Source organism: Ruegeria sp. AA6 (assembly GCF_056542865.1).
The window spans coordinates 140,341-163,999 of sequence record NZ_JBQGAN010000007.1 but is presented as its reverse complement, the minus strand read 5'-3'; the positions used below and the strand labels follow the sequence as shown (position 1 = coordinate 163,999).

General features: G+C 58.4%; 22 protein-coding genes and 1 pseudogene. 16 read left to right on the top strand and 7 right to left on the bottom strand.

Annotated elements, in window-relative coordinates:
- A pseudogene (locus ACR0LN_RS11695) lies at positions 1-687 on the bottom strand (transposase); the annotation flags it as partial.
- A gap of 43 nt (positions 688-730) precedes the next feature.
- Here ACR0LN_RS11695 and ACR0LN_RS11690 point away from each other — a divergent pair.
- The 5 genes from ACR0LN_RS11690 (at position 731) to ACR0LN_RS11670 (ending at position 5,503) form a co-directional block, all read left to right on the top strand.
- On the top strand, positions 731-1,084 hold the full coding sequence (locus ACR0LN_RS11690; RefSeq protein WP_480429885.1) for a calcium-binding protein: 354 nt from the start codon (positions 731-733) through the stop codon (positions 1,082-1,084).
- A gap of 784 nt (positions 1,085-1,868) precedes the next feature.
- Entirely contained in the window at positions 1,869-2,195 is a 327-nt protein-coding gene (locus ACR0LN_RS11685; protein WP_480429884.1) for a potassium channel family protein, read from the top strand.
- 167 nt (positions 2,196-2,362) lie between these two features.
- Complete coding sequence (locus tag ACR0LN_RS11680) at positions 2,363-3,442, top strand: AI-2E family transporter (protein WP_480429883.1); 1,080 nt, start codon at positions 2,363-2,365, stop codon at positions 3,440-3,442.
- A complete protein-coding gene (locus tag ACR0LN_RS11675; protein WP_480429882.1) occupies positions 3,439-4,503 on the top strand; it encodes an HlyD family secretion protein in 1,065 nt (354 codons plus the stop codon). Before ACR0LN_RS11680 ends, ACR0LN_RS11675 begins: the two co-directional genes overlap by 4 nt.
- Positions 4,493-5,503 (top strand): DUF2955 domain-containing protein, encoded by a 1,011-nt coding sequence (locus tag ACR0LN_RS11670; protein WP_480429881.1) that lies wholly within the window; start codon positions 4,493-4,495, stop codon positions 5,501-5,503. Before ACR0LN_RS11675 ends, ACR0LN_RS11670 begins: the two co-directional genes overlap by 11 nt.
- 9 nt (positions 5,504-5,512) lie before the next feature.
- On the opposite strand, the gene ACR0LN_RS11665 is transcribed toward ACR0LN_RS11670, so the two are convergent.
- Genes ACR0LN_RS11665 through ACR0LN_RS11645 form a run of 5 tightly spaced genes read right to left on the bottom strand, consistent with a single transcriptional unit; the run spans position 5,513 to position 9,483 of the window.
- Entirely contained in the window at positions 5,513-5,896 is a 384-nt protein-coding gene (locus tag ACR0LN_RS11665; RefSeq protein WP_480429880.1) for a carboxymuconolactone decarboxylase family protein, read from the bottom strand.
- Between the two features lie 17 nt (positions 5,897-5,913).
- Positions 5,914-6,654: a sulfotransferase-like domain-containing protein gene (locus tag ACR0LN_RS11660; protein ID WP_480429879.1), complete on the bottom strand. Its 741-nt coding sequence runs from the start codon at positions 6,652-6,654 to the stop codon at positions 5,914-5,916.
- A gap of 18 nt (positions 6,655-6,672) precedes the next feature.
- A complete protein-coding gene (locus ACR0LN_RS11655; RefSeq protein WP_480429878.1) occupies positions 6,673-7,491 on the bottom strand; it encodes an aspartate racemase/maleate isomerase family protein in 819 nt (272 codons plus the stop codon).
- A gap of 19 nt (positions 7,492-7,510) precedes the next feature.
- Complete coding sequence (locus ACR0LN_RS11650) at positions 7,511-8,599, bottom strand: aromatic ring-hydroxylating oxygenase subunit alpha (RefSeq protein WP_480429877.1); 1,089 nt, start codon at positions 8,597-8,599, stop codon at positions 7,511-7,513.
- On the bottom strand, positions 8,596-9,483 hold the full coding sequence (locus ACR0LN_RS11645; RefSeq protein WP_480429876.1) for a MurR/RpiR family transcriptional regulator: 888 nt from the start codon (positions 9,481-9,483) through the stop codon (positions 8,596-8,598). The genes ACR0LN_RS11650 and ACR0LN_RS11645 overlap by 4 nt, the downstream gene beginning before the upstream one ends.
- Positions 9,484-9,551: 68 nt before the next feature.
- Between ACR0LN_RS11645 and ACR0LN_RS11640 the strand changes: the two genes are divergently transcribed.
- The 7 genes from ACR0LN_RS11640 (at position 9,552) to ACR0LN_RS11610 (ending at position 18,369) form a co-directional block, all read left to right on the top strand.
- On the top strand, positions 9,552-12,005 hold the full coding sequence (locus tag ACR0LN_RS11640) for an FAD-dependent oxidoreductase (protein WP_480429875.1): 2,454 nt from the start codon (positions 9,552-9,554) through the stop codon (positions 12,003-12,005).
- On the top strand, positions 12,005-13,087 hold the full coding sequence (locus ACR0LN_RS11635; protein ID WP_480429874.1) for an alcohol dehydrogenase family protein: 1,083 nt from the start codon (positions 12,005-12,007) through the stop codon (positions 13,085-13,087). Before ACR0LN_RS11640 ends, ACR0LN_RS11635 begins: the two co-directional genes overlap by 1 nt.
- Complete coding sequence (locus ACR0LN_RS11630) at positions 13,084-13,662, top strand: dimethylsulfonioproprionate lyase family protein (protein ID WP_480429873.1); 579 nt, start codon at positions 13,084-13,086, stop codon at positions 13,660-13,662. The genes ACR0LN_RS11635 and ACR0LN_RS11630 overlap by 4 nt, the downstream gene beginning before the upstream one ends.
- Positions 13,659-14,765 (top strand): mandelate racemase/muconate lactonizing enzyme family protein, encoded by a 1,107-nt coding sequence (locus tag ACR0LN_RS11625; protein ID WP_480429872.1) that lies wholly within the window; start codon positions 13,659-13,661, stop codon positions 14,763-14,765. Before ACR0LN_RS11630 ends, ACR0LN_RS11625 begins: the two co-directional genes overlap by 4 nt.
- On the top strand, positions 14,762-15,877 hold the full coding sequence (locus ACR0LN_RS11620) for a mandelate racemase/muconate lactonizing enzyme family protein (protein WP_480429871.1): 1,116 nt from the start codon (positions 14,762-14,764) through the stop codon (positions 15,875-15,877). The genes ACR0LN_RS11625 and ACR0LN_RS11620 overlap by 4 nt, the downstream gene beginning before the upstream one ends.
- 109 nt (positions 15,878-15,986) lie before the next feature.
- The gene (locus tag ACR0LN_RS11615; RefSeq protein WP_480429869.1) at positions 15,987-17,090 is read left to right on the top strand and encodes a mandelate racemase/muconate lactonizing enzyme family protein; all 1,104 of its coding nucleotides are present in this window, start codon (positions 15,987-15,989) and stop codon (positions 17,088-17,090) included.
- 1 nt (position 17,091) lies between these two features.
- On the top strand, positions 17,092-18,369 hold the full coding sequence (locus tag ACR0LN_RS11610) for an aspartate aminotransferase family protein (RefSeq protein ID WP_480429868.1): 1,278 nt from the start codon (positions 17,092-17,094) through the stop codon (positions 18,367-18,369).
- A gap of 221 nt (positions 18,370-18,590) precedes the next feature.
- Here ACR0LN_RS11610 and hemC read toward each other — a convergent pair whose 3' ends face one another.
- Entirely contained in the window at positions 18,591-19,550 is a 960-nt protein-coding gene (gene hemC / locus ACR0LN_RS11605; protein WP_480429867.1) for a hydroxymethylbilane synthase, read from the bottom strand.
- A gap of 107 nt (positions 19,551-19,657) precedes the next feature.
- Here hemC and hemE point away from each other — a divergent pair, with 107 nt between their 5' ends.
- From hemE to ACR0LN_RS11585, 4 genes are all read left to right on the top strand, one after another.
- Positions 19,658-20,692: a uroporphyrinogen decarboxylase gene (hemE, locus tag ACR0LN_RS11600; protein WP_480429866.1), complete on the top strand. Its 1,035-nt coding sequence runs from the start codon at positions 19,658-19,660 to the stop codon at positions 20,690-20,692.
- A gap of 205 nt (positions 20,693-20,897) precedes the next feature.
- A complete protein-coding gene (locus tag ACR0LN_RS11595) occupies positions 20,898-21,827 on the top strand; it encodes an ABC transporter ATP-binding protein (protein ID WP_480429865.1) in 930 nt (309 codons plus the stop codon).
- The gene (locus ACR0LN_RS11590; protein WP_480429864.1) at positions 21,824-22,585 is read left to right on the top strand and encodes an ABC transporter permease; all 762 of its coding nucleotides are present in this window, start codon (positions 21,824-21,826) and stop codon (positions 22,583-22,585) included. The genes ACR0LN_RS11595 and ACR0LN_RS11590 overlap by 4 nt, the downstream gene beginning before the upstream one ends.
- 114 nt (positions 22,586-22,699) lie before the next feature.
- Positions 22,700-23,497 (top strand): S49 family peptidase, encoded by a 798-nt coding sequence (locus tag ACR0LN_RS11585; protein ID WP_480429863.1) that lies wholly within the window; start codon positions 22,700-22,702, stop codon positions 23,495-23,497.
- Positions 23,498-23,659: the final 162 nt, after the last annotated feature.

Below are 23,659 nucleotides of genomic sequence, written 5' to 3'. Positions count from 1 at the left end.
AAGCTTTGCCATCGTCGGTTCGACAATGGACGAAATCATAGCTCCATACATGATTGCGATACTCCGGCCTCAGCCGAACACACGAGCCATCGTTCAGCCAGAGCCGTCCTTTCTTCGGTTGTTTCGCTGGCACTTTCAGCCCCTCTCGTCGCCAAAGCCGTTCAATTCGCCCATCGCTGACAGACCATCCAGCCTCTCTCAGCAATGCAGCGATCCTGCGATAGCCATATCGGCCGTATTGACGGGTCAGCTCGATCATGTCGGCCACCAATCGGTCTTCGTCTGCGCGACCTTGTGGGACGCGCCGTTGCGTGGACCGGTGTTGTCCAAGCACGCGGCAGGCGCGTCTCTCGGAAACGTTCAGCTGGTTGCGTACATGGCTGATGCAGGCGCGACGACGAGCGGGGCTCAGTAGTTTCCCTTGGCCGCCTCCGTGAGGATCAGTTTGTCCAAAGTCAGATCTGAAACCGCGCGTCTCAGCCGCTCGTTCTCTTTCTGAAGCCGCTTCAGTTCTTTCAACTGATCTACACCCATTCCGCCGTACTTCTTTCGCCAACGGTAATAGGTTTGTTCAACAACGCCGATCTGCCTGATCGCATCAAGACGGGACATGCCTTGCCCTATCAGAACTTCAACCTGCCGTAACTTCGAGACAATCTCTTCGGGCTTTGGTCTCTTGTTTGCCATTCGTGGTCCTCCGTTTCCTAAACATAACGGTGGACCAGTTCAGTTGGGGAGGCCCAGCGACGGTCATGACAGCATCACCGGCCACAGCGGCGATGATGTCCTCTATGGCGGCAACGGCAAGGACGCTCTGAATGGTGGTGTTGGCAACGACACGCTGCGCGGTGGCGGGGACAGCGACACGTTTGTCTTCTCGACCGGCACGGACGAGGTGCTCGACTTCAGCGCCGGAGATCTGATCGACCTCAGCGGCGTACAAGCGATCACCGGTTTCGCCGACCTGCAGGCCGAGCACCTGTCGGGTGGCGCGAATGCAGTGATTGACGATGGTCTCGGCAATACACTGACGCTGACCGGTGTGGATGAAGGCACACTCGACGCGAGCGACTTCATCTTCTGAAGCCAGCCGCACGGTTTGTTAGTCAGCGTCGTAAACATTGGATTTGCTGACGATAGATTTAGGCACTTTCTATACTGAGAATGCCTTCGCAAGTATGGCCGTCTCGTTCGAAAGAGACGGTTCCATAAATCGTGTGTAGAGGCGGTTGCACTTTGTGAATTGCGCCGGAGACCCGATTGACCTGACGCGGCAAGCTGTTCGTGGCGTTGGCGAGATGTGGGCACCCAAAAGGTGACCCTTCAGGAAAATCCAATTCCTGTCCTCTGCGGATTGTATTTTTCTTGTCATGGATCGGATGTCCTTCACTATCCGATCCGTCTTTCTCTTTGTTCAGTCTGGGCCAGTCCAATCTTCGCCGTCAGTGCACGCTTCATTTCGATCTATATGCTGTCGTTTTAAAGCTGGGCGGCTATGCATTAGATCGGAAGCTGTGCATGGAGCCTCGATTTAGTAGCTTATGTGCTTTTGTCCCTCAAATGATGACGTCTCTGATAGATTTGGGTGTCATGAATTCCAAGTGCGCGAAATGAGATATACGGCGATTGCGCTGCGCTGCAGCCAAGTTTGCAGGTTTCATTGAATATGTCAGCCCGCGTGACGCAAGTCTCTCTCAGTCGCGTCTTCACAGTATACACCTAGGAATTAGTGAATATGATAGGGTGTCCGGAGGCGTGTCAAGTTTCGTCCTGTGGTCAAAACTCAAAGGTGCGAAACGCGCAAATGCGTTGAAATCCGGACTTACGGTGTTTCTGCTGGAAACGCCCTAACGCTCAAAGGGGGTACCATGAACTCATTGACTAAAATAACGCGAGGGATAGGCGTTGCGTTAAAGGACGGCAGGGTCAAAGGCATTCTGGCCTTCACGATTGGTATGATATTGTGGGCGTCTGTTTTCTACCATTTCGTCGAAGGGTGGAGTTGGCTGGATTCAATCTACTTTTCGGTGGTCACGATTTCGACAGTGGGCTTCGGCGACTTCTCTCCGGAAACGGCTGTGGGAAAGGTCTTTACGATGCTCTACATCATCGTGGGCTTGGGAATTTTTGTGACGGCCGCGACCACTGTTGCGGACACCATCCTGTCACAGGATGATAACAGAACAGATACCTAATTTCCGGCGCTTCAGCATTCTGTATATGAGCGGCGGGCCTTGAGCTCTCTGTGCGGAGGGGTGCCATTTTCATTGCGTTTTCAGGTCGAAAGGGACCCTTACCACCTCAAATATATACATATCGTTTTGTTTGAGTGTAATATCGAAAAAAACACGGGAGGGATGGGATGGAAAAGACCCAGGACGCAAAGATAGTCGATCTTGCAATACGCTTACTTTTTCTCGGATTGTTCCTCTACAGCGCACTGGTCATGGTTGCACCGCTTGCAAGCGTGGTCATCTGGGCGACGATCCTGTGCGTCGCGCTTTATCCGGTATTTGACTGGCTTCAACGCAAGTTGGGCGGGCGCAAATCATTGGCTGCAACGATATTGGTGCTACTGGGCCTCGTTCTTACGTTGGGCCCGGTTGCCACTGCGGTTTCTGGAGCAGCGGAACTTGGGTCGGACTTTGCCGAACAGGCTGATCGTGGCGAACTGAAGATCCCCCCTGCACCCGAAGGCATCAAGGACCTTCCGCTGATCGGAGGCAAGATCGCAGACGTTTGGACGATGTTCGAACGGAACCTGGATGGCGCGCTGGCAAAGTACGGTGCGCAAATCCTTGAGATCACCAAATCTTTGTTCGGGAAAGTTTTGGGAATTGGTATCGGGTTACTGGGTCTTGCGCTATCCGTTCTCATAATGGGCGCGCTATTCAGCCCCGGTCCGAATTTGGTGCAGGGATTGCAAAGGTTCGCTAATCGAGTGTTCGCACCTCGTGGTGGAGAGTTTGTCACTCTGGCCGGGGCCACAATTCGCAATGTCACCAAAGGCGTGATCGGGGTTGCGGCCATACAGGCTGTCGTCGTGTGGATTCTACTGGCGGTGTTTGGCATAGGGTCGGCGGCCACACTGGCTTTCATATGCCTGATCCTTTCGATCATCCAGATTGGCCCCGGTCTTGTCTTGCTGCCGGTGGCGATCTACGCGTGGAGTTCCATGTCCGGGGGCGCAGCCCTTGTGTTTACAATTCTGGCGGTCCCGGTTGCCATCATGGACAGTTTCCTGCGACCTGTATTCATCTCAAAGGGACTTGAGACCCCGATGCTGGTGATCCTGATCGGCGTGCTTGGCGGGATGATGGCCTACGGCCTGATAGGGATATTCATGGGCCCTGTACTGTTCGCCGTTTTCTATGAGCTGTTCAAGGTTTGGATCGATGCTTCACCCGATGCTGCCGAACCTGCCGAAGGAGCGGCAGAATGAGAAAAACGATCTGGACGACGCTGGCAGTCATACTGATTTTCCTTGTCTGGTATCTGGTCGCAGATCGAAAAACGCCGTTTACCGGAAATGCGCGGGTCAAGGCCGTGGCCACGCAGATCGTGCCGCAGGTCACTGGTACCGTCACCGAAGTTCTGGTTGAAAACGGTCAGGTCGTTTCGGCGGGGGATGTTCTGGTGCGGATTGACCGCCGACCCTACGAGATTGAACGGGACAAGGCTGAGGCTGATCTGGAGGCCGCCACACAAGAGGTCGGCGCATCCTCGGCTGAGGTCAGCGCGGCACAAGCCAAACTGGCGCGCGCCCAGAGCGATCTGGACACGATGCGTCTGCAAACCGAGCGTGTGTTCGCATTGGAAAAGAAGGGTCTCATTGCGGTCTCGAAGGCTGACGATGCACGGGGGCAACTCGCCGAGTCCGAGGCCAACCTTGAAAACGCTGTGGCCGATCTGGAAAAGGCAAAACAAAGGCTGGGCGAAGAGGGCATAGAGAACCCCAAAATTCAACGGGCTCTGGCTGCCCTTGCGGATGCAGAGCTGAACCTTGAATGGACCGAATTGCGAGCCCCGGCAACGGGGGTAATCTCCAACCTGCTGATTGCGCCGGGCACTTACGCGCGATCCGGGCAGGACCTTTTGACGTTCCTTGACGCAACCGATGTCTGGATCGAGGCGTATTTTACCGAGAACAACATTGGCCGCGCCGCTGTCGGCTCTCCGGTCGATGTTGTGTTGGACATGCATCCCGGCAAGATCGTTCCGGGCGTGATCGAAAGCTTCAGCGCTGCCGTGTCGCTTAGTGGTGGGGATGAGCCCGGCCAATTGGCCAGCGCGCCCAGCACCAAAGGGTTCTTGCGCGAGCCCGAGCGGTTCCCGGTGCGGATCATCTTGCCGGGCTATGAGGCTGGCAGTGCCGAGGATGATCTGCGGTTTCAGCTGAACGGGCAGGCGGATGTGATCATGTATCTTAGTGACAACTCGATGCTGAACACGGTGGGCCGCGCCTATATCCGCGTGGTCTCAATCCTGTCTTATGCGTACTGAGGACCGAAACTCAGTCCTGCGGCTGGCATTGGGTGTGACCGGCGTGTTTTCTCTGGGGCTGTTTCTGGGCTGGCCGCTGGCCGTAGTGGGTGCTGTGTTCACTGCCTTGTTCTTGCAGGCCCCCGCCGCGTTGCCCTTGGCCGCATTTGGCAAGCTGTTCGTGTTTTCGATCGGGCTAATGCTCATTTCCTTTTTGTTGTCATCCGTTTTTTCCCCGTACCCCGTTGTTTTTCTGATCCTCGTGGCCATCGGGATCATCCTGTCATTCACGTGGTCGGTGTCGGGCGCTGGGGTCTTGCCCGGGGTAATTGCCTTAATGGGAGCGCTGATGATTCCGAACCTTGTGCTGCAATCGCAGGATCTGGCGTTGATTCTGGTGTTCTGGATTCCGCTGAACCTGTTCTTTGCGGGCTTCGTGTCCACGCTGATGTTCGTTATTATTCCCGCGGAACCGCCTACGGACGCGCAAAAGAAAGCGGCGTCAGCGCAAGAGTTCGATCCACACCGCCGTATTATCCGCATGTCATTGGTGACCGTGCCCTTCGCCTTGGCATTCTTCGTATCTGGTGCTTCGGCGTTGCTGGTGCTTTTTTTCGTGGCGCTGCTCAGCCAGCAACTCGCGGCGATGCCTTCAGCGGGTAACGCTGTGGCCAAGGCCATGCTCACCGCAAACCTACTGGGCGCAGCAGTGTCGATCATTTGTTACGAGGTCAACGTTATTGCGCCGGTTTTCCTTACCCCGGTTTTGCTGTGCTTTTTCTTCTGCATAACGCTGGGCGCGTTGGGAAAATCAGAAATTCCTCTGGCGGCTGCTGCGGGGTCGGCAATCACGACGGCTCTGATCGTCTACGGGGGGTCGATCGCGCCCTTCTCGGATGAGGCCGACGTCAAAAGCATCACGCGCGTTCTGCAAGTCGCCAGCGCGGCAACCTTTGTGATCGTGGCTTATATCGTTGTAGATGAGTTCTGGCCCGAGAGAGAGCGCCAGAACTCGGTCTAAAACCGCGCGTTATTCGTTTTCCAGTACTTTGCGGGCCACGCGAAAGCACTCCAACGCCTGCGGCACGCCGCAATAAATCCCGACGACGTGAATGATCGCGCGGATTTCCTCTTTCGAGACACCGTTGTTGATCGCGCCTTTGCAGTGAATCTCCCATTCGTGCATTTTCCCAAGCGCGCCGATCATCGCAAGGTTCATCATCGAGCGGGTTTTGGCGTCAATCACGTTGTCTCCCCACCCGAAGCCCCAGCACCAGGCTGTCATAGCCTCCTGAAAGGGCCGGGTAAAATCATCGGCGGCCGCCAGATTCTTTTCCACATATTCCGCGCCGAGCGTGCCTTTGCGTTGCTCCAATCCTCTCAGGAAAAGGTCTTCGTCGAATATATCTGCCATGTGAGGTCTCCGGTTCTTCAGCGCGTCAGGCGATGTTTATAAAGGTGATCATAGTGCGGTTTCATGCGTCGATGCACCTGTTTGACCCGATCCGGTGCGTCGCTGATGTCGATATACCTGCGCGGTTGTGGCGCCAGCCCGGTCGAGTTTGCAAGGTTGGCGTGGAAGGATCCGCCATCCCACCAGCTATGGGCCGAAGGATCACCGCCTGCCTCCCATGTCAGGGCCTCTTCGATGAAGGGTATGCCGACGGCCTCGCAGAACTTCTGCGTCATGCTATGCGGATCTTCCAGCAGATCATCGCTGTCAATCACTGGCGGTGGCGTGCCGTTCAGGGCCGTCAGCAGATCGAACAGAGCGCGCTGTTCGGGAAAGCCGACCTCGCCTTCGGCAAAATCGGGCCAGCGTTTATACATCGACGTGATGGTTTTCGCCGGGTCGCGGATCAGAAAGGCATGGTTGAACTGCGATAGGAATTCGGCATCCCACATGTGGTTGATGTAATGCGGGAAGTCCTTGATGAAGACCGGACCGTTCTCAGCGCGCCCCTTAATGTTCTGCCACACGCTGTTCAGCGTCAGGCCAGCCGTGGTGACGTCACCCGGCTGGAACCGGTGCCAAAGCGGGTCTTCACCCTGATACCAGGCTTCGCCGAAAGGTTCGTGCAAACAATCCAGATCACCACGTTGGCGCATCATCCATTCAAAGGCCGTTGAGGTCGACCGGGGCACCGCCCAGAGCGCAAGGATTTTGTGCATGTGTTTGGGCCTCCGGATTTAGAGCCGTTTCAGAAGCTGACCCTGTGGCGTGTCGGGCGACAGACCAAGGGATTTGAAGATGCGCCAATAGAGGGCGATGTCATGGCCGATTACTGGTTTGCCTAGGGCGGCCTCCAGCGTATCCGCCAGATGCAGCGGGCGTTGCGGCAGGCCATTTGGTCCAGTGCGGAAATTGCACATGCCATTGATCAGGATTGCGTCAGCTTGCGGGGCTTTGTCGGCAACATATTCAAAGCTTTTCAGCGCCAGATCACCGTCGAACACCCATCGATAGCTGTTCACTTCTTCCTGCGAGGCAAACCACCCCTGATCATGAAAATTGCCCGCATAAACTACGTCGAAACCGGCCTCGCGCAGGAAATTAACCGTACCCTGCCACCACTCTGGCCAGTGATAAGCCGCATTTAGGGCGACTTTTTCGACGTTCATGTCCCGCAGCGCTTCGATCATGGCGTAGCCGGCCATGTGAAATTGGATGCCGTATTTGTCCGAAAGATCTGCGCAATGCTGGCGGACGCCTTCGACGCCCAACCCACAGGCGTGTACCCAGTTCGAGCCCACCTGTCCGCAGACATCCACGCCGTTGCGAGACATGCAATGCACGAAATCTTCGAGCATTCCGAAATTCTGCTTTCGCTGATCAAGGCCGTGCGCATAGTCAGGTGCATGCAGCATCCACCCGTGTACGCCGACCGTTTCAGGACACATACGCAGGAAATCCGACGGTGCGGCATCAAAGTCGAAAGGCGGGCAGGTAAAACCCACCTGATACGGGAACAGCTTATGCTCTGGTTTCCAGTCTTCGGGCATCAGCATGAGTAAATCACCGAGATCATCATTCCACCGCCTCACGCATCCATTGCTGCAGCCGGGCGATGGAATGTTCGGACATCACGCCGCATCCGGGGTCCAGCACAAGCGGGCCGGGCCGATAGCCACGCGATTTCAGGCCGCGATGGACGCTTTCCACCAGACGGATGTCTTCTTCGACCGTGGTTTCGCGGTCCTGCACGGCCAGTTGCCGGATCACCGCGCTTTCCGATCCGCCTTCGGTGTACCACCCGCGCCAGACTGTGCAGTGGTCGGCATCATTGGCGCGCCAGTGATAGGTGTTCAGCACATTGCCCGGGTAGCACTGAAACGAGAACATCGGCCACAGGAACCATGACTGATAGTCGCCCGCATGGGGCACCGACAGGTCGATGGGATAGGTCATCTTGTCGAGGCTCTGACATTCGGTCGTATGTCGCAGCACATAACCGCCACCCGCATCGGGCTGGATGTCATAGGTTTCCGGCTTGACCACGCCCTCGGCAAAGGTCGGGTGGTTGGTTGGGCAGTGGTAGCATTCCGAGTAGTTCTCGATGCTGACCTTCCAGTTGCAGTTTTCCGGTATCTCGACCCATTCCAGCGGTTCCAGATCGTCGATATGCGGAACGAAGGCGCGGATTTCCTCGCGTACACCGGGGTACCATTCGTCCATCGGAGCCGCGTCATCGTCGAGATTAACGAAAATAAACCCGTTGAACACTTCGGTGCGGACCGAGGTCAGGCAGATCGCACTGCGGTCAAAACCGGGGACGGATTTGATGTTGGGTCCGGCGCGCAATTGGCCAGACAGTTCATAAGTCCAGGCGTGGTAGGGGCAGACAACGACGCGCGTGTTGCCTGCACCCGTCACCATTTCGTGCGCGCGGTGCTGGCAGACATTGTAGAACGTGCGGATTTCACCGTCCCGCCCGCGGATGCAGAACAGGTTCTGACCCGCGATCTCAAAGGCGAAATAATCGCCGGGTTCCCGCACCTGTGCCACGTGGCCTGCAAACTGCCACGTTCGGGCCAGAAGACCCCGCATCTCCTGCTCGAATACCGCAGGGTCGGTGTAATAGCGCGCGTCCAATGAGTGGGTCAGGGGTGCGTTCATTCGGGCTCCTCCGCGTAGAGGCCAAGTTGGTGTCTGCGTTGGTGAAACCGTTCCACCCGCTCGACGATTTCATCGCTGGAGACCGCAATCACAAAGGACAGCAGTGTTTCCAGCAACGCGATGGTCGAAACGGAGGACGGGAAAAATTGCGGCGTATCGGCGGCCACGACGAAACCGTGCTGCGCGTTCAGGATCACCGGGCTGGCCGGGCTGTCCGAGATGCCGATGACGGTCAGCCCCTGTTGGCGGGCCAGTTTGATCGCGTCGATCACCTCGGTCCGGTAGGGATGGCAGGTTATGGCGATCAGAACGTCCTGCTCATCGGCCCAGGCCAGATCATCCACCGGGGTCGAGCCGGGGCGGGGAATGGCGTGAAATTGCTTCATCCCCGTGGACGCAAGATAGGTGAAATTGCGCGCGTTGGCGTTGTTGACGCCTACGCCCAGCGTGAAAATCTGGCGGCAGTTCCAGATATCTTCGGCGGCGGATTTCAGGCTGGCAGCGTCAATCCCGGCAAAGGTTTCCTCGATATTGCGGATCGTTGCGCCGATCATATCCGCATAAAGCCCACCCAGTTCGCCAGACTTGCCGATGTCCTGCAACCAGCGGGCGCGGTCAGGAAACGACACGCCGCCTTGGCGAATCGCATCGCGGAACGGGGCGCGGAAATCCTCGTACCCATCAAAGCCTACTTGCCGCGCCATGCGGACAAACGTGTTGGGTTTGACCTTGGCCGCCTCGGCAATCTCTCGCACGGTTGAAACCCCAACGTCCGTTGGGTTTTCCAGCACGTAACGCGCGGCTTTCTGCGCCTCGGGGGTGAGGGCATCCCACTCCTCTGAGAGGCGGTCGAGTACGATTGATGATACATTTGTGTCATTCATGATTGACGATGGTACATTTGTGGAATTAGCCTGTCGAGCAGAAACGCGACTCGGGAAGAGGAAAAATCATGTCCGAGAAGAATCTGCCGTCACATGCCCGCGTAGTCATCGTGGGCGGAGGTGTCATGGGGGTCGGTCTGGCCTATCATCTGGCGCATGAAGGGTGGGGCGACGACACTGTCCTGCTGGAAAAGGCTGAACTGACCAGTGGCAGCACCTGGCACGCGGCGGGCCAGATCACGCATTCGACCTCGAGCTTTGGGCTGGGCAAATGCGTCGATTACAACATCGGTCTGTATTCCGGTCAGTTGGAGGCTGAAACCGGCCAGCCGGTGACGTGGCACGGCTGCGGGTCCTTCCGTCTGGCCTATACCGAGGATGAGATGGACTGGCTGCACCACACCCTGTCGGTGGGCCGCTCGTTGGGCTTCAATATCGAACTGGTCGGGCCAGAGAAAGTGGCCGAGCTGCACCCGTTCTACAATCTCGAAGGCGTGTTGGGTGCGCTGTACACGCCGGATGACGGCCATGTTGACCCGACCAACGTGACCATGGCGATGGCGACCGGCGCGCGTCAGAAGGGTGTTCAGATTTTCCGCAACTGTCGCGCCACCAACATCACGCAAGCCGACAACGGTGAGTGGGTGGTTGAAACCGAAATGGGCACCATCACTTGCGAGCATGTGGTGAACGCGGGTGGCACTTATGCCCGTCAGATGGGCGAGTGGTCCGGGCTGCAACTGCCCATGACCTCGATGACGCACCACTACTTCGTGACCGAACCGGTGCCCGAGTTCCAGAATCTGGACAAGGAACTGCCGGTGATCCGCGATGACCGCAAGGTCTCGGGCTATATCCGGATGGAGCAGCAGCGCGGGCTGATCGGGATTTACGAGAAAGAAAACCCGAACTCGGTCTGGCATGATTATTGCCCTTGGGAATACGAGAACTGGCTGTTTGACGCGGATTACGACCGAGTGATGCCTTGGCTTGAGGAAAGCCTGAACCGGATGCCGATCTTTGCCGAACTGGGCATTCAGCGTGACGTGCACGGCGCGATCTCACACCCGCCGGACGGCAATCCGCTGATTGGGCCTGCGCCCGGTGTGCGGAATTACTGGTGCTGCTGTGGGACGCAAATCGGGATCGGCTGGGGGCCAGGTCTGACCCGTGAGCTGGCGCGCTGGATGGTGCATGGGGCCGCCGATATCTCGATGCGCGAATTCGATCCGCGCCGGTTCGGCAGTTATGCCACCAAGGACTGGCAGGTGATCAAGGCCGAGGAAGACTACTGCCTGCGTCACGAAATCCCTTTCCCGCATTTCAACCGTTTGGAAGGGCGTCCGATCAAGCCGTCACCGCTGTATGAGCTGCTGAAATCCAAGGGCGCCGTGCATGAAGAAGTCTATGGCTTCGAACGCCCCCGTTGGTTCGCGCGGGATGGTGTGGAGCAGCGCGATCACTACTCCTTCCGTCGTACCCGCGCTGACGACATGGTCGCGGCTGAGGTCAAAGCGGTGCGCGAGAGCGTCGGTATCATGGATGTCACCGCCTTTACCAAGGTCGAGGTCTCAGGACCGGACGCCTATGCCCTGTTGGACAGGCTGACCGCTAACCGGATGCCGCAAAAGGTCGGATCGATCACCCTGACCCACATGCTGAACCGCCGGGGGCGGATCGAATTGGAAACCACGATCGTGCGTATGGCTGAAGATCGCTTCTATCTGGTCTGTGCGGCCTTCTTCGAACAGCGCCTGCTGGACCATCTGGCGCAGCAGCGTGCGGATGAAGATGTACAGATCACCGCCTTGTCCGCTGATTGGTCGGCCCTATCGCTCAACGGCCCACGGTCGCGTGACGTGCTGGCGCGTTGCACCGATGCCGATCTGACCAATGCCGGGTTCCGCTGGTTGTCTGCGCAGGAAATCGACATTGCGGGTCACAAGGTCTGGGCCTTCCGCATGTCTTATGCCGGTGAGCTGGGGTGGGAACTGCACATGCCCAACGCCGCTTGCCTCGATGTCTACAAAGCGTTGTGGGCGGCGGGTGAACCGCACGGGATCACCGACTATGGCAGCTTTGCCATGAACGTGATGCGGATGGAGAAGGGCTTCAAAGGTGCGGGCGAGTTGACCAACGAGGTCACTCTGGCCGAGGCTGACGTGCTGCGCTTTGCCCGCGCCGACAAAGAGTTTTTGGGCAAGGACAAGACCCTGAACACCGACCTGCCGTGGGTCTGCGCCTATCTGGAAATCGAGCCTGACGGCGAGATCGACGGTCACGGCGGCGAAGCGGTCATATTGAACGGGACAGTCGTGGGCTCAACCGCCTCGGTGGCATACGGCCACACGGTCGGCAAGATTCTCGCATTTGCCTATATCAAACCCGAGGCAGCCGAGGCCGGAACAACGCTGGAGGTCTTGATCCACGGCAAGCCCCGCGCGGCCCGCGTGCTGGGGGAACCGGCCTACGATCCGCAAAGCCTCCTGCCGCGCACCGATGCCGCATTGGAGACCGCGTGATGAGCCTGCCCGATACAATGAAAGCCATGGTCACAATGGGCCATGGCGGGCTGGAGCAGATGGTGCTGCACAAAGACTGGCCGCGCCCGGAACCTGCTGCCGGAGAAGTGCTGATCAAGGTCGCCGCCTGCGGTCTGAACAACACCGATGTGAACACACGGTCGGGATGGTATTCCAAAACCGTCTCTGAGGCGACCACCGGCGGCGCATTCGAGGAAGTCGGTGAAGAAGACCCAACATGGGGCGGCAACCCGATCACCTTCCCGCGCATTCAAGGGGCCGATATCTGCGGTGAAATTGTGGCCGTGGGTGAGGGCGTAGACAGCGTCCGCATTGGCGAACGCGTCATCACCGACGGCTGGTTGAGGAACCCGGAAGAACCCGAAAACATGGACAAGACGGGTTACTTTGGATCAGAACGGGACGGTGGCTTTGCCGAATACGCCACGACGCTGGCCGTGAACGCGGTTCCGATCAAATCAGACCTGTCAGATGCCGAGTTGGCGACCTTCTCCTGTTCCTATTCTACCGCCGAAGGGATGCTGACCCGCGCCAATGTGACCGAAAAGGACACGGTGTTGGTCCCCGGAGCTTCGGGCGGTGTCGGCGGTGCTCTGGTACAATTGGCCAAGCGGCGCGGCGCGCGCGTGATCGCCATGGCGTCCGAGGCCAAGCACGCCGACGTGGCCGAACTCGGACCCGACATGATCCTGCCTCGCGCGCCTGAAAACCTGCGTGCGGTGCTGGGCGGTGAAAAGGTCACGGTCGTAGCTGATGTGGTGGGCGGCCCCTACTGGCCGCACCTGATCGACATTCTGGAACGCGGCGGGCGCTATACCTGTTCCGGCGCCATTGCCGGGCCGATGGTCGATTTCGACCTGCGGACCTTCTACCTGCGCGACCTGACTTTCACCGGCTCAACCGTGATTGATCCGCAGGTGATGAAAAATCTTGTGACATACATCGAAGCTGGTGAGATCAAGCCCGCCCTCGCCGCAACCTATCCGCTGGAGGAGCTGCGCGAGGCACAAGCCGCCTTCATCGCCAAACAGCACACCGGCAACATTGTGGTGACCCCATGACACTGGAAGACGTTCTGGAAGCTGCCCGGCAGTTGTGTCAGGTGCATCCTGACCTCGCCGCCTTTGGGGCGTGGCCAACTGATCTGACATCGGCAGGTTTGGAACCCAATCACATCCCTGCATCAGATTTGGTGCGGGATTTTGACCTTTCGGGCAGCGACCTGACTCAGCAGTTAATCTCGGCGATCAAAGCAACAACCCATCTCGCCTCTTGGAAACAGACCTACACCGAGGATGAGGTCGGCGCGAACTTCCTGCAGAATTACGGGTATTACGAACTTTTTGGCCCCACTGGACATTTCCACTCGACCCAACTGCGAGGTTACGTCGGGTATTGGGGCGCGGGTTTGAACTATGATTGGCACAGCCATCAAGCCGAAGAGATGTACCTGACTCTGGCTGGCGGTGCCCTGTTCAGGGTCGACGGCGACGAAACGTTCGTGGGTCCTGACCAAACCCGCTTGCACTCAAGCTGGCAGAGCCACGCCATGATCACAACCGATCAGCCAATCCTGACCTTCGTGCTGTGGCGCGGCGAAGGGATGGGCGACCTGCCCAGAATGGACGCCGCATGAAGATCACCCGAATCCGCCTTTTTCAGACCGGCTTGCCCTATGTGGGCGGTGCCTATGTCTGGGGCGCGGGCAATGCGATTGAAACGGCGATTGCCTCGGTCGTGGTCATCGACACCGACGCGGGCCTGCAAGGCTGTGGTGAGTTCACACCCTGCGGTGAGAACTACATGGTTGCCCATTCCGAGGGCGTGGCGGCGCTGGCACGTTTGGTCGCGCCGAAACTGTTGGGGGAAGACCCGCGGCAGGTGGGGCGGATTGAGCAATTAATGGATCATCTGGTGCAGGGTCACGGATACGCCAAGGCTCCGTTCGATGCGGCCTGCTGGGATATTCTGGGGCAGGCATGCGATCAGCCGGTCTGGATGCTGCTGGGCGGCAAGTTGACTGACGGAGCGCCGATGTACCGGGTCGCGCCCCAGAAGGCGGTGGATGAGACCGTGGCCGAAATGAACACCTATCGCGCGCAGGGATACCGCCAGTTTCAGGTCAAGGTCGGGGCGGACTGGGCCAGCGATATTGACCGCATCCGAACCACGGTACCACTGCTGCAACCGGGCGAAAAAGCGATGGCAGATGCCAATCAGGGCTGGCGCGTCGACAATGCGATCCGGGTGGCGCGGGCCACACGCGATCTGGATTTCATCCTCGAACAACCCTGTCGCACCTATGAGGAATGCCAACAGGTGCGCCGCGTGGCTGAGCAGCCGATGAAGCTGGATGAATGCGTCACCGGCATTCACATGGCCCAACGGATCGTCGCGGATCGCGGGGCCGAGATCTGCTGCCTGAAAATCTCGAACCTCGGTGGGCTCAGCAAAGCGCGTCGGGTAAGGGACTATTTGATCGACAACCGTATTCCCGTGGTTAGCGAGGATACCTGGGGCGGAGAGATCACCACGTCGGTCGTCGCACATTTTGCGGCCTCGACCCCGCCGGAATACCTTCAGAACACCACCGATCTGATGAACTACAACACCCGATCCACCGGAATTGGCGGTCCCGTGTCGCGGAATGGCAAGCTTTATGCCTCGGATGCGCCGGGATTGGGCGTGACACCCGATTTCGAAAGCCTCGGCGCACCGGTGGCGGAGTACACCCTATGAAGATCAAGACCATCACCGTCTATCAGGTCGACCTGCCTTTGGAGCATCCCTATTGGCTGTCCGGCGGGCGGCTGAAATTCGAAACCCTCGACGCGACGATTGTAAAGATCGAAACCGATGCAGGGTTGGTCGGCTGGGGTGAGGGCACACCGTGGGGCCATACCTATGTGCCCGCGCATGGGCCGGGCATCCGTGCCGGGATTCAGACGATGGCACCATTCATTCTGGGTCTGGATCCGCGTCGCGTCCTGGATATAGAGCGCGCGATGGACCTTGCATTGCCCGGCCATCTCTATGCCAAAAGCCCGATCGATATGGCCTGTTGGGATATCGCCGGTCAGGCTGCGGGCCTGCCGATTGCCGATCTGATGGGCGGCGGGTCCCGCACACCGCGCCCGATTGCTTCGTCGGTGGGTGCCAAGACTATCGAAGAAACCCGCGGTGTGATCGAGCGTTATCGCAGCCGGGGATACATCGCCCATTCGGTAAAAATCGGCGGTGACGTGGAGCGCGACATTGGCCGCGTCCGCGATGTCGAAAGCATCCGGCGACCGGGGGAAATCATCCTCTATGACGTCAACCGCGGCTGGACCCGGCAGCAGGCTTTACGAGTGATGGGCGCCTGCGAAGACCTGAACGTGATGTTTGAACAACCCGGCGAAACGATTGACGACATTGCCGCGATCTCGGGCCGTCATGCCTCACCTGTTTCCATAGACGAAAGCCTTGTCACCCTACAGGACGCCGCCCGCATCGCCCGAGACGGGTTGGCCGAGATTTTCGGTATAAAACTGAACCGCGTCGGTGGGCTGACCAAGGCCGCACGCATGCGGGATATCGCGTTGGCCCACGGAATCGACTTGTTCGTAATGGCGACCGGAGGTTCGGTTCTGGCCGATACCGAAGCGCTGCATCTGGCAGCAACCATTCCAGATGACAATTGCCACGCCGTCTGGGCCTGTCAGGACATGATCACCGTCGACATCGCAGGCGGTCGCGGACCGCGTAACACCGACGGCCACTTACACCTGCCGGATGCACCGGGTCTTGGAGTTCACCCGGATGAGGACGTGCTGGGCAAACCAATCGCAAACTATGAGGCCAAACGATGATCCGCCTCTTCATCTGGCCAGAAATACCTCGGGGAGTGAATTGGCCGCAGGCCAAGAGAGGGGCTGGCCCCTCTGAACGTATCACCCGCAAAAGCGATGGATGGGTTGAATGAAGATCACAAAAATAACGCTCTGGTCCGTCGACCTGACCAGCCATGAAACCTATCACATGGCCGAGGGCAAGACCTGCGCCACGGTCACGTCGCATATCCTGTGCCTGCAAACGGATACCGGTTTGAATGGCTGGGGCGAAGTCTGCCCGATCCCGCACTACTTGCCCGCCTATGCTGGTGGTGTCCCCAGCGCGATCGCCGAAATGGCCCCCGAGATTCTGGGGATTTCCCCGTTCGGGGTCGACGCGCCGATGCGCAAGCTTGATGCCTTTTTGCAGGGGCATCTTTATGCCAAATCAATGGTCGATATTGCCCTGTGGGACCTGTTCGGACAGGCCACGGGCCAGCCGATCTATGCTCTGTTGGGCGGACGAACGCGCAAGGACATGCCGATCTATCATTCGATCACCTGCATCGCCCCGAATGAAATGGCGCGGATCGCCCAGACCGCCTACCAATCCGGCATACGCCAATTCCAGGTCAAACTGGGTGTGGAAGGCGACTGGCAGGCCGACGCCGAACGCCTGATCAAAGTGCGCGAGGCCGTGGGGCCGGGGCCGCTGGTCTATGGCGATTGGAACTGCGGCGCGTCGCGTCTGCAGGCCACACGAACGGGGCGGGCGGTCGCTCATCTGGATGTGATGCTGGAACAACCCTGCAAAACGCTTGAGGATTGTGCTGCTGTCCGTCAGGCCACCGGCTTGCCGATGAAGATTGACGAAAACGCCTATGATCTCGCGTCGCTGATGCGGGCGCATGAGCTGGGCTGCATGGATGCGGTGGCGTTGAAACTGTCCAAGTTCGGAGGCTTGTCGGCGATGCGAACAGCGCGGGATCTGACTGTGCAGCTGGGGGCCGAGATTTGTGCTGAATGTACTTGGGGTTCGGACATCGTGACCACCGCCGCTCTGCATTTCGCGGCCTCGACCCCGCATGGGTCGCTGATGAATACCTGTGACCTGTCATCCTATGTGGCGCCACGCCTGTGCCCAGACGCACCGAACCGTGACAACGGCAGGATTGCCCCGCCGGACGGGCCGGGGTTAGGTGTTACACCTGACCCGGACGTTCTTGGTTCCCCGATATTGGAGATCGTGTGAGATGCTGAAAATCAACACTCAATCCGAATGGATCGCGCGCGCAAACGCCGTTCTTCCCGCCGGCGGCTTCGGCAATTTCGACCCCGGTATCATCATCGCCCGCGGTGAAGGCAGCCGTGTCTGGGATGAGGACGGAAACGAATACATCGACTATCTGATCGGATCGGGCCCGATGCTTCTGGGACACGGCCACCCCGAGGTGATGGAGGCCGTACTGGAGCAACTGCCGAAGGGCATGACATTCTTTGCGAACAACGCCAAAGGCATCGAACTGGCCGAGGCCATCATTGACGCGGTGCCTTGCTGTGAACAAATCCGCTTTGTTGCATCGGGTGGCGAGGCAGACATGTACGCGATCCGTTTGGCCCGCGCCTATACCGGTCGCGACAAGATCCTGAAATTCGAAGGCGGCTATCACGGGATGAGCGCCGAGGCGCAGATGAGTCTTGCCCCATCGAAACGGGTCAATTTCCCGCAAGCTGTACCGGACAGTGCCGGCATCCCCGCAGGCGTGGCTGAACAGATGCTGATTGCGCCTTATAACGATCTTGAAGCTGTGGCTGCCCTGCTGGACGAACATGATGACGTCGCCGCAATCATGGTTGAACCGCTGCAGCGTATTATCCCGCCCATGCCCGGCTATCTGCAGGGGCTGCGCAATCTGTGCGACAAGCACAACGTGTTGCTGATCTTCGATGAAATCGTTACGGGGTTCCGTCTGGCTTATGGTGGCGCGCAAGAGAAATACGGCGTCACGCCCGATATCTGCACTTTAGGTAAAATTACGGGCGGCGGCTTCCCTCTGGCGGCGCTGGGCGCAAGTGCCGAGATCATGAAGCATTTCGACAAGGCTGAGGTCGGTGAAGAAGGCTGGCTGATGCAGCTGGGCACGCTGTCGGGCAACCCTGTCGCCTCGGTCGCCGGTCTGAAGACGATGGAGATTCTACGGCGCGACGGAACCTATGACAAGTTGCGGGCAACCGGGGCTGCCTTGCAGCAAATGCAGGTGGACGCCCTGACCAAGGCGGGCATTCCGCATCAGGTCGTTGGTGACGAAACGCTGTTCGATATCTACTTTACCGATGTGGCTTGTTGCGACTACCGCAGTGCCAAACACGACGACCCGGGCCGGAATGCCGTCTACAACGATACGTTGCGTTCGCACGGCATATTCAAATCTCCGGGCAAGCTCTATCCGTCATTGGCCGTCACCGAGGCCGATCTGGAACAGACACGAGTGGCGGTCGATAAGGCCGTGCAGGTGATCAGCGCCGTCTGATGCATCGCTCTGAAACGAAATGGGCCGCTGCCGAAATATGACAGCGGCCCTACCGATCAGTGATTTGGCTCAGCCTCGCCCCCTCGAATACCACTTAAGCGAATATACTGAAAAAATTTTCGACTTTATCGAGATCAACCTATCATCTCGATCGGTATGCAGCCTTGATGCCAGATCGCCCTCTTCGCCACAGTGAAGTAGTTCACATTGCACAAATTTTTTTAATTTCTCCAGTCGAAGAAACCCGAACCTGCTTTCTCCAACAGCGAATGCGCCATAGCACGGCCCATTTCAGCACCATCGGCAATCGTGCTGGTAAGATCTTCGGCAATCGCCTCGGATCCATCGGGGCGGAGTACCTCTCCGCGCAGGCGCAACTGGTCGCCCTGTACTTCGGCCAAACCGGCGATAGGGGTCTCGCACGACCCATCCAGCGCCGCCAGCAAGGCGCGCTCGGCGAACAGGCGTTGTCCGGTTTCGGCGTGGTGGATCGCCTCAAGCATGCCCGCTGCACGGGAATCGTCGCTGCGGCGTTCGATGCCGATCGTTCCCTGTGCGATGGCGGGCAACATATCCTCGGGAGCGATGGCGGTGGCGGGGACGTCAGCCATGTTCAGGCGTCGGATACCGGCCATCGCCAGAAAGGTACAATCCGCCACGCCATCGGCCAGTTTCTTCAGCCGCGTCTGAACGTTGCCGCGAAATTCGACCACGTTCAGATCGGGGCGTCGGTTCAGCAACTGTGCCCGGCGGCGCAGAGACGACGTTCCGACCACTGCGCCCTGCGGCAGATCGTGGATTGAGGTGAGACTGGGCGAGATAAACGCGTCGCGCACATCTTCACGTGGCAGGAATGTGTCCAGCACCAGACCCTTGGGCTGTTCAACCGGCATGTCCTTGGTGGAATGCACGGCGATGTCGATGCCGCCGCGCAGCATCGCTTCTTCGATTTCTTTGGTGAACAGACCCTTGTTGCCGATCTCTTTCAGCGGGCGATCCGCGTCGATCATGGCGCGGTTATCACCGGTTGTTTTGATCACCACGATCTTGAACGCCTCTTCGGGCAGATCAAACGCGCTGCCCAGCCGTTGCCGGGTTTCGTAAGCTTGCGCCAGTGCCAAAGGCGATCCACGGGTGCCGATTTTCAGCGGTGAGTCGGGTGTGGGCAGGGTCAGTGTCATGCGCCAAGCTTTAGTCGCGTCACATTGCCCTGACAATGGGGGCAGAGCTTGACAAATTGCCACTGAGGGCCGACCCGTTGCGACAAACCAGACGATTGGGGAACAACATGGCCGAGACAAAGAAACTGCTGCGGGCACTGGCGGGTGAGGTTCAGGATGTGCCTCCGATCTGGATGATGCGTCAGGCCGGTCGCTATCTGCCCGAGTATCGTGCAACCCGGGCGCAGGCCGGGGATTTCCTATCGCTCTGCTATAACCCCGAACTGGCAGCCGAGGTGACCCTGCAGCCGATCCGTCGCTACGGGTTTGACGCGGCGATTCTGTTTGCCGACATTCTGCTGGTGCCGCAGGCGCTGGGTGCGGATTTGTGGTTTGTCACCGGAGAAGGCCCGCGTCTGTCGACCATCACGCAGCAATCGGACTTCGACTCGCTGAAGCCAGTTGGGGACATTCATGAGACCCTGTCCCCGGTTTACGAGACGGTCCGCATCCTGTCGCGGGAATTGCCGTCCGAGACGGCTTTGATCGGGTTCGCAGGCGCGCCATGGACTGTGGCGACCTACATGATCGCCGGGCGTGGCACACCAGATCAGGGACCAGCCCACGCGCTGCGCGAGGAAAATACAGCACTGTTCGAGGCATTGTTGGAGAGGATCACGCTGGCGACAATTGAATACCTGTCGGCCCAGATCGAGGCCGGTGCCGAAGTGGTGAAGATATTCGACAGTTGGGCCGGTTCTCTGAAAGGCGCCGCGTATCAGAAATATGCGGTCGAACCGTGCCGCGCTATCACGCAGGCCATCAAGGAACGCCACCCCGGCATCCCGGTGATTGGTTTCCCGCGTGAGGCCGGAGACGGCTATATTGGCTTTGCCAAGGCGACGGGTGTGGATTGTGTGGCACTGGACAACTCTGTGTCACCCGAATGGGGGGCAGAGAACGTGCAGGTCGATGGTTGCGTTCAGGGCAATCTGGCCTCGTCGCACATGGTGACGGGCGGGCAGGCCTTGGTGGATGAAACGCGGCGGATTGTCGAGGCGTTCTCGAAAGGGCCGCATATTTTCAACCTCGGCCATGGGATCACGCCAGATGCGGATCCAGAGAATGTTCAACTGATGATCGACACGGTGCGCAGCCGATAAAGGGGAAGGGGGCCAGCCCCCTTCTTGGCCTTCAGCCAATTCATCCCCCGAGGTATTTTTGGCCAGATGAAGAACGGATCTGGTTCTGGTTGGCAGAGGTGTGGGCAATTGACCTTTTGGCAAAAATGCTCAGAACACTGTGCGAAAGTGCCCTGTTCCCTGCTGTCGTCGCAAGATAAGGTCCGGGCCAGAACGGGGACCACACATGACCACCATTTTGTCCATCAAGAATCTGCGCAAGTCCTATGCCGACGGGTTTGAGGCGCTGAAAGGCGTTTCGCTGGACATTGAAGAGGGCGAAATTCTTGCGTTGCTTGGTCCCAACGGGGCGGGCAAGACGACTCTGATCTCGACCATCTGCGGCATCACCACGCCGACCTCGGGCACGGTGACGGTGGGCGGCCACGATATTCAGACCGATTTCCGCGCTGCGCGCCGGATGATCGGGTTGGTGCCGCAGGAAATTGCTCTGGAGCCGTTTGAGAAGGTCTGGAACACGGTCCGACTGTCGCGCGGGTTGTTCGGATTGGGCCGCAATGATGCGCGGATCGAAGAAATTTTGCGCAAGCTGTCTTTGTGGGACAAGCGCAAGAACGCGATCAGGGAACTGTCAGGCGGCATGAAACGCAGGGTGCTGATCGCCAAGGCCCTGTCGCATGAGCCGCAGGTGCTGTTTCTGGATGAGCCCACCGCCGGTGTGGATGTCGAGCTGCGCAAGGATATGTGGGAGATCGTCGCCGAGCTGAAGCGGGCTGGCGTCACCATAATTCTGACCACGCACTACATCGAAGAGGCCGAAGCCATCGCTGATCGTGTCGGTGTCATCGACAAGGGTGAGTTGCTGCTGGTGCAGGACAAGGAAACTTTGATGGCGCAGATGGGAAAAAAGCAGCTTGAGGTGATGCTGACCGAACCGATCCAGGCTATCCCGGAAAGTCTGGCGCCGCATAACCTGGCGCTGAATGGCAATGGCGACGCGCTGGTTTATACCTATGACACTCATGCCGACCGCACCGGGATCACCACACTGTTGAACGATGTGGCGCACGCGGGGCTGGTTCTGCGCGACGTACAGACGCGGCAGTCGAGCCTTGAGGAAATCTTTGTCAATCTGGTGTCCGGAGAGCCCGCATGAATTGGTCTGCCATCGCTGCCATCTATCGTTTTGAAATGGCACGGTTCTTTCGCACTCTGGCGCAGAGTTTCCTATCGCCTGTCCTGTCAACCTCGCTTTACTTCGTGGTCTTTGGCACCGCTATCGGCAGCCGCATTCAAGAGGTTGAGGGCGTATCCTATGGCGCGTTCATTGTGCCGGGGTTGATCATGCTGTCAGTGGTGATGCTGGCGATTTCGAACGCATCCTTCGGCATCTATTTTCCCAAGTTTCTCGGAACGATTTACGAATTGCTGTCAGCTCCTGTGAATTTTATCGAGATCGTAATAGGGTATGTCGGAGCTGCCGCGACGAAATCGCTGTTCGTGGGGTTGGTGATCCTTGTTACGGCCACATTCTTTGTGGATATACGTATCGAACATCCTTTTGCGATGGCGGCTTTTCTGATCCTGTCCTGCCTCAGCTTTTCTTTGCTGGGTTTCATCATCGGGATTTGGGCCAGTAATTTCGAACAGATGTCTCTGGTGCCACAATTGGTCGTGACGCCGCTGATCTTTCTGGGTGGGACGTTCTATTCTGTTTCGATGTTGCCGCCCTTGTGGCAGACGATCACCCTGTTCAATCCGGTGGTCTACCTGATTTCGGGGTTTCGTTGGTCGTTTTACGGGTTGGCGGACGTGCCGATCGGGTTCAGCCTGCTGGCCATTCTGGCCTTTACCGGCCTGTGTCTGGGCATCATCTGGTGGATCTTCAAAACCGGCTGGCGCATTCGCAGCTAAGCCGCCGGTGGGCGTTGCATTTTTGCCCACTGACCTCAGGAAATGTGTTCCCGTTGCGTCTATCGACAAAGCGGTCCCTTGTTTACCGGTTGGGTGCACTCTACATCGGCACCCATGAAACTCAGCCTGCCGTTTGTCAAAAAGCAACCCGTTGTGGCCGTGGTGCGCCTGTCTGGTGCCATCGGGATGGCCGGGCGTGGGTCGATGTCCGACACCACACTGGCCCCGGTTCTGGAGAAAGCCTTTCGCAAAGGCAAACCCGCCGCCGTCGCGCTTGAACTGAACTCGCCCGGTGGATCGCCGGTGCAGAGTTCGCTGATCGGGGCGCGTATCCGGCGGCTGTCCGAGGAATTGGACATACCGGTCATCGCCTTTGTCGAGGACGTGGCAGCCTCGGGTGGCTACTGGCTGGCAGCGGCTGCGGATGAGATTTATGCGGACGATAGCTCGGTGCTGGGGTCGATCGGAGTGATCTCGTCAAGCTTTGGTGCGCATGTGCTGTTGAAACGTCAGGGTATAGAACGGCGCGTGCATACGGCGGGCGAGTCGAAATCCATGCTCGACCCGTTTTCGCCCGAGAAGAAAGAGGATGTCGCCCGACTGGAGGGGTTGCTGGCGGATATCCATGAGAATTTCATCGCCCATGTCAAAGCCCGGCGCGGCATGAGGCTGGATGAAACTCAGGATCTGTTCACCGGTGAAATCTGGCTGGCGCGGCGCGCGCAAGAGTTGGGTCTGATCGACGGCATCGCGCATCTGAAGCCCAAGATGCAGGAGCGCTTTGGCGACAAGGTCAAGTTCCGTCGCTATGGGCTGCGCAAGCCGATATGGTCGCGCTTTGGGGCGTCGCTTGCGCAGGACGCCATCGCTGGGATTGAGGAGCGCGCCGCCTACGCGCGTTTCGGTTTGTGACGTGATTATCAAGATTGTCACCCTTTTCCTGATCGCCATGGGCGTCCTGGCGATGTTCGGAAAGCTGCGCTTTCCGGGGCAGAAGCGATTGCAGTCGGCGAGATGTCCGCGCTGCGGGCGGTTCAGGATCGGTAAAGGCCCCTGTGCCTGCGAAAAAGGAGG

Bases quoted from the DNA above. Each gene is read 5' to 3' on its own strand.
- ACR0LN_RS11685 (WP_480429884.1), top strand. From the start codon at position 1,869: ATGAACTCATTGACTAAAATAACGCGAGGGATAGGCGTTGCGTTAAAG.
- ACR0LN_RS11680 (WP_480429883.1), top strand. From the start codon at position 2,363: ATGGAAAAGACCCAGGACGCAAAGATAGTCGATCTTGCAATACGCTTA.
- ACR0LN_RS11675 (WP_480429882.1), top strand. From the start codon at position 3,439: ATGAGAAAAACGATCTGGACGACGCTGGCAGTCATACTGATTTTCCTT.
- ACR0LN_RS11670 (WP_480429881.1), top strand. From the start codon at position 4,493: ATGCGTACTGAGGACCGAAACTCAGTCCTGCGGCTGGCATTGGGTGTG.
- ACR0LN_RS11665 (WP_480429880.1), bottom strand. From the start codon at position 5,896: ATGGCAGATATATTCGACGAAGACCTTTTCCTGAGAGGATTGGAGCAA.
- ACR0LN_RS11660 (WP_480429879.1), bottom strand. From the start codon at position 6,654: ATGCACAAAATCCTTGCGCTCTGGGCGGTGCCCCGGTCGACCTCAACG.
- ACR0LN_RS11655 (WP_480429878.1), bottom strand. From the start codon at position 7,491: ATGCTGATGCCCGAAGACTGGAAACCAGAGCATAAGCTGTTCCCGTAT.
- ACR0LN_RS11650 (WP_480429877.1), bottom strand. From the start codon at position 8,599: ATGAACGCACCCCTGACCCACTCATTGGACGCGCGCTATTACACCGAC.
- ACR0LN_RS11645 (WP_480429876.1), bottom strand. From the start codon at position 9,483: ATGAATGACACAAATGTATCATCAATCGTACTCGACCGCCTCTCAGAG.
- ACR0LN_RS11640 (WP_480429875.1), top strand. From the start codon at position 9,552: ATGTCCGAGAAGAATCTGCCGTCACATGCCCGCGTAGTCATCGTGGGC.
- ACR0LN_RS11635 (WP_480429874.1), top strand. From the start codon at position 12,005: ATGAGCCTGCCCGATACAATGAAAGCCATGGTCACAATGGGCCATGGC.
- ACR0LN_RS11630 (WP_480429873.1), top strand. From the start codon at position 13,084: ATGACACTGGAAGACGTTCTGGAAGCTGCCCGGCAGTTGTGTCAGGTG.
- ACR0LN_RS11625 (WP_480429872.1), top strand. From the start codon at position 13,659: ATGAAGATCACCCGAATCCGCCTTTTTCAGACCGGCTTGCCCTATGTG.
- ACR0LN_RS11620 (WP_480429871.1), top strand. From the start codon at position 14,762: ATGAAGATCAAGACCATCACCGTCTATCAGGTCGACCTGCCTTTGGAG.
- ACR0LN_RS11615 (WP_480429869.1), top strand. From the start codon at position 15,987: ATGAAGATCACAAAAATAACGCTCTGGTCCGTCGACCTGACCAGCCAT.
- ACR0LN_RS11610 (WP_480429868.1), top strand. From the start codon at position 17,092: ATGCTGAAAATCAACACTCAATCCGAATGGATCGCGCGCGCAAACGCC.
- hemC (WP_480429867.1), bottom strand. From the start codon at position 19,550: ATGACACTGACCCTGCCCACACCCGACTCACCGCTGAAAATCGGCACC.
- hemE (WP_480429866.1), top strand. From the start codon at position 19,658: ATGGCCGAGACAAAGAAACTGCTGCGGGCACTGGCGGGTGAGGTTCAG.
- ACR0LN_RS11595 (WP_480429865.1), top strand. From the start codon at position 20,898: ATGACCACCATTTTGTCCATCAAGAATCTGCGCAAGTCCTATGCCGAC.
- ACR0LN_RS11590 (WP_480429864.1), top strand. From the start codon at position 21,824: ATGAATTGGTCTGCCATCGCTGCCATCTATCGTTTTGAAATGGCACGG.
- ACR0LN_RS11585 (WP_480429863.1), top strand. From the start codon at position 22,700: ATGAAACTCAGCCTGCCGTTTGTCAAAAAGCAACCCGTTGTGGCCGTG.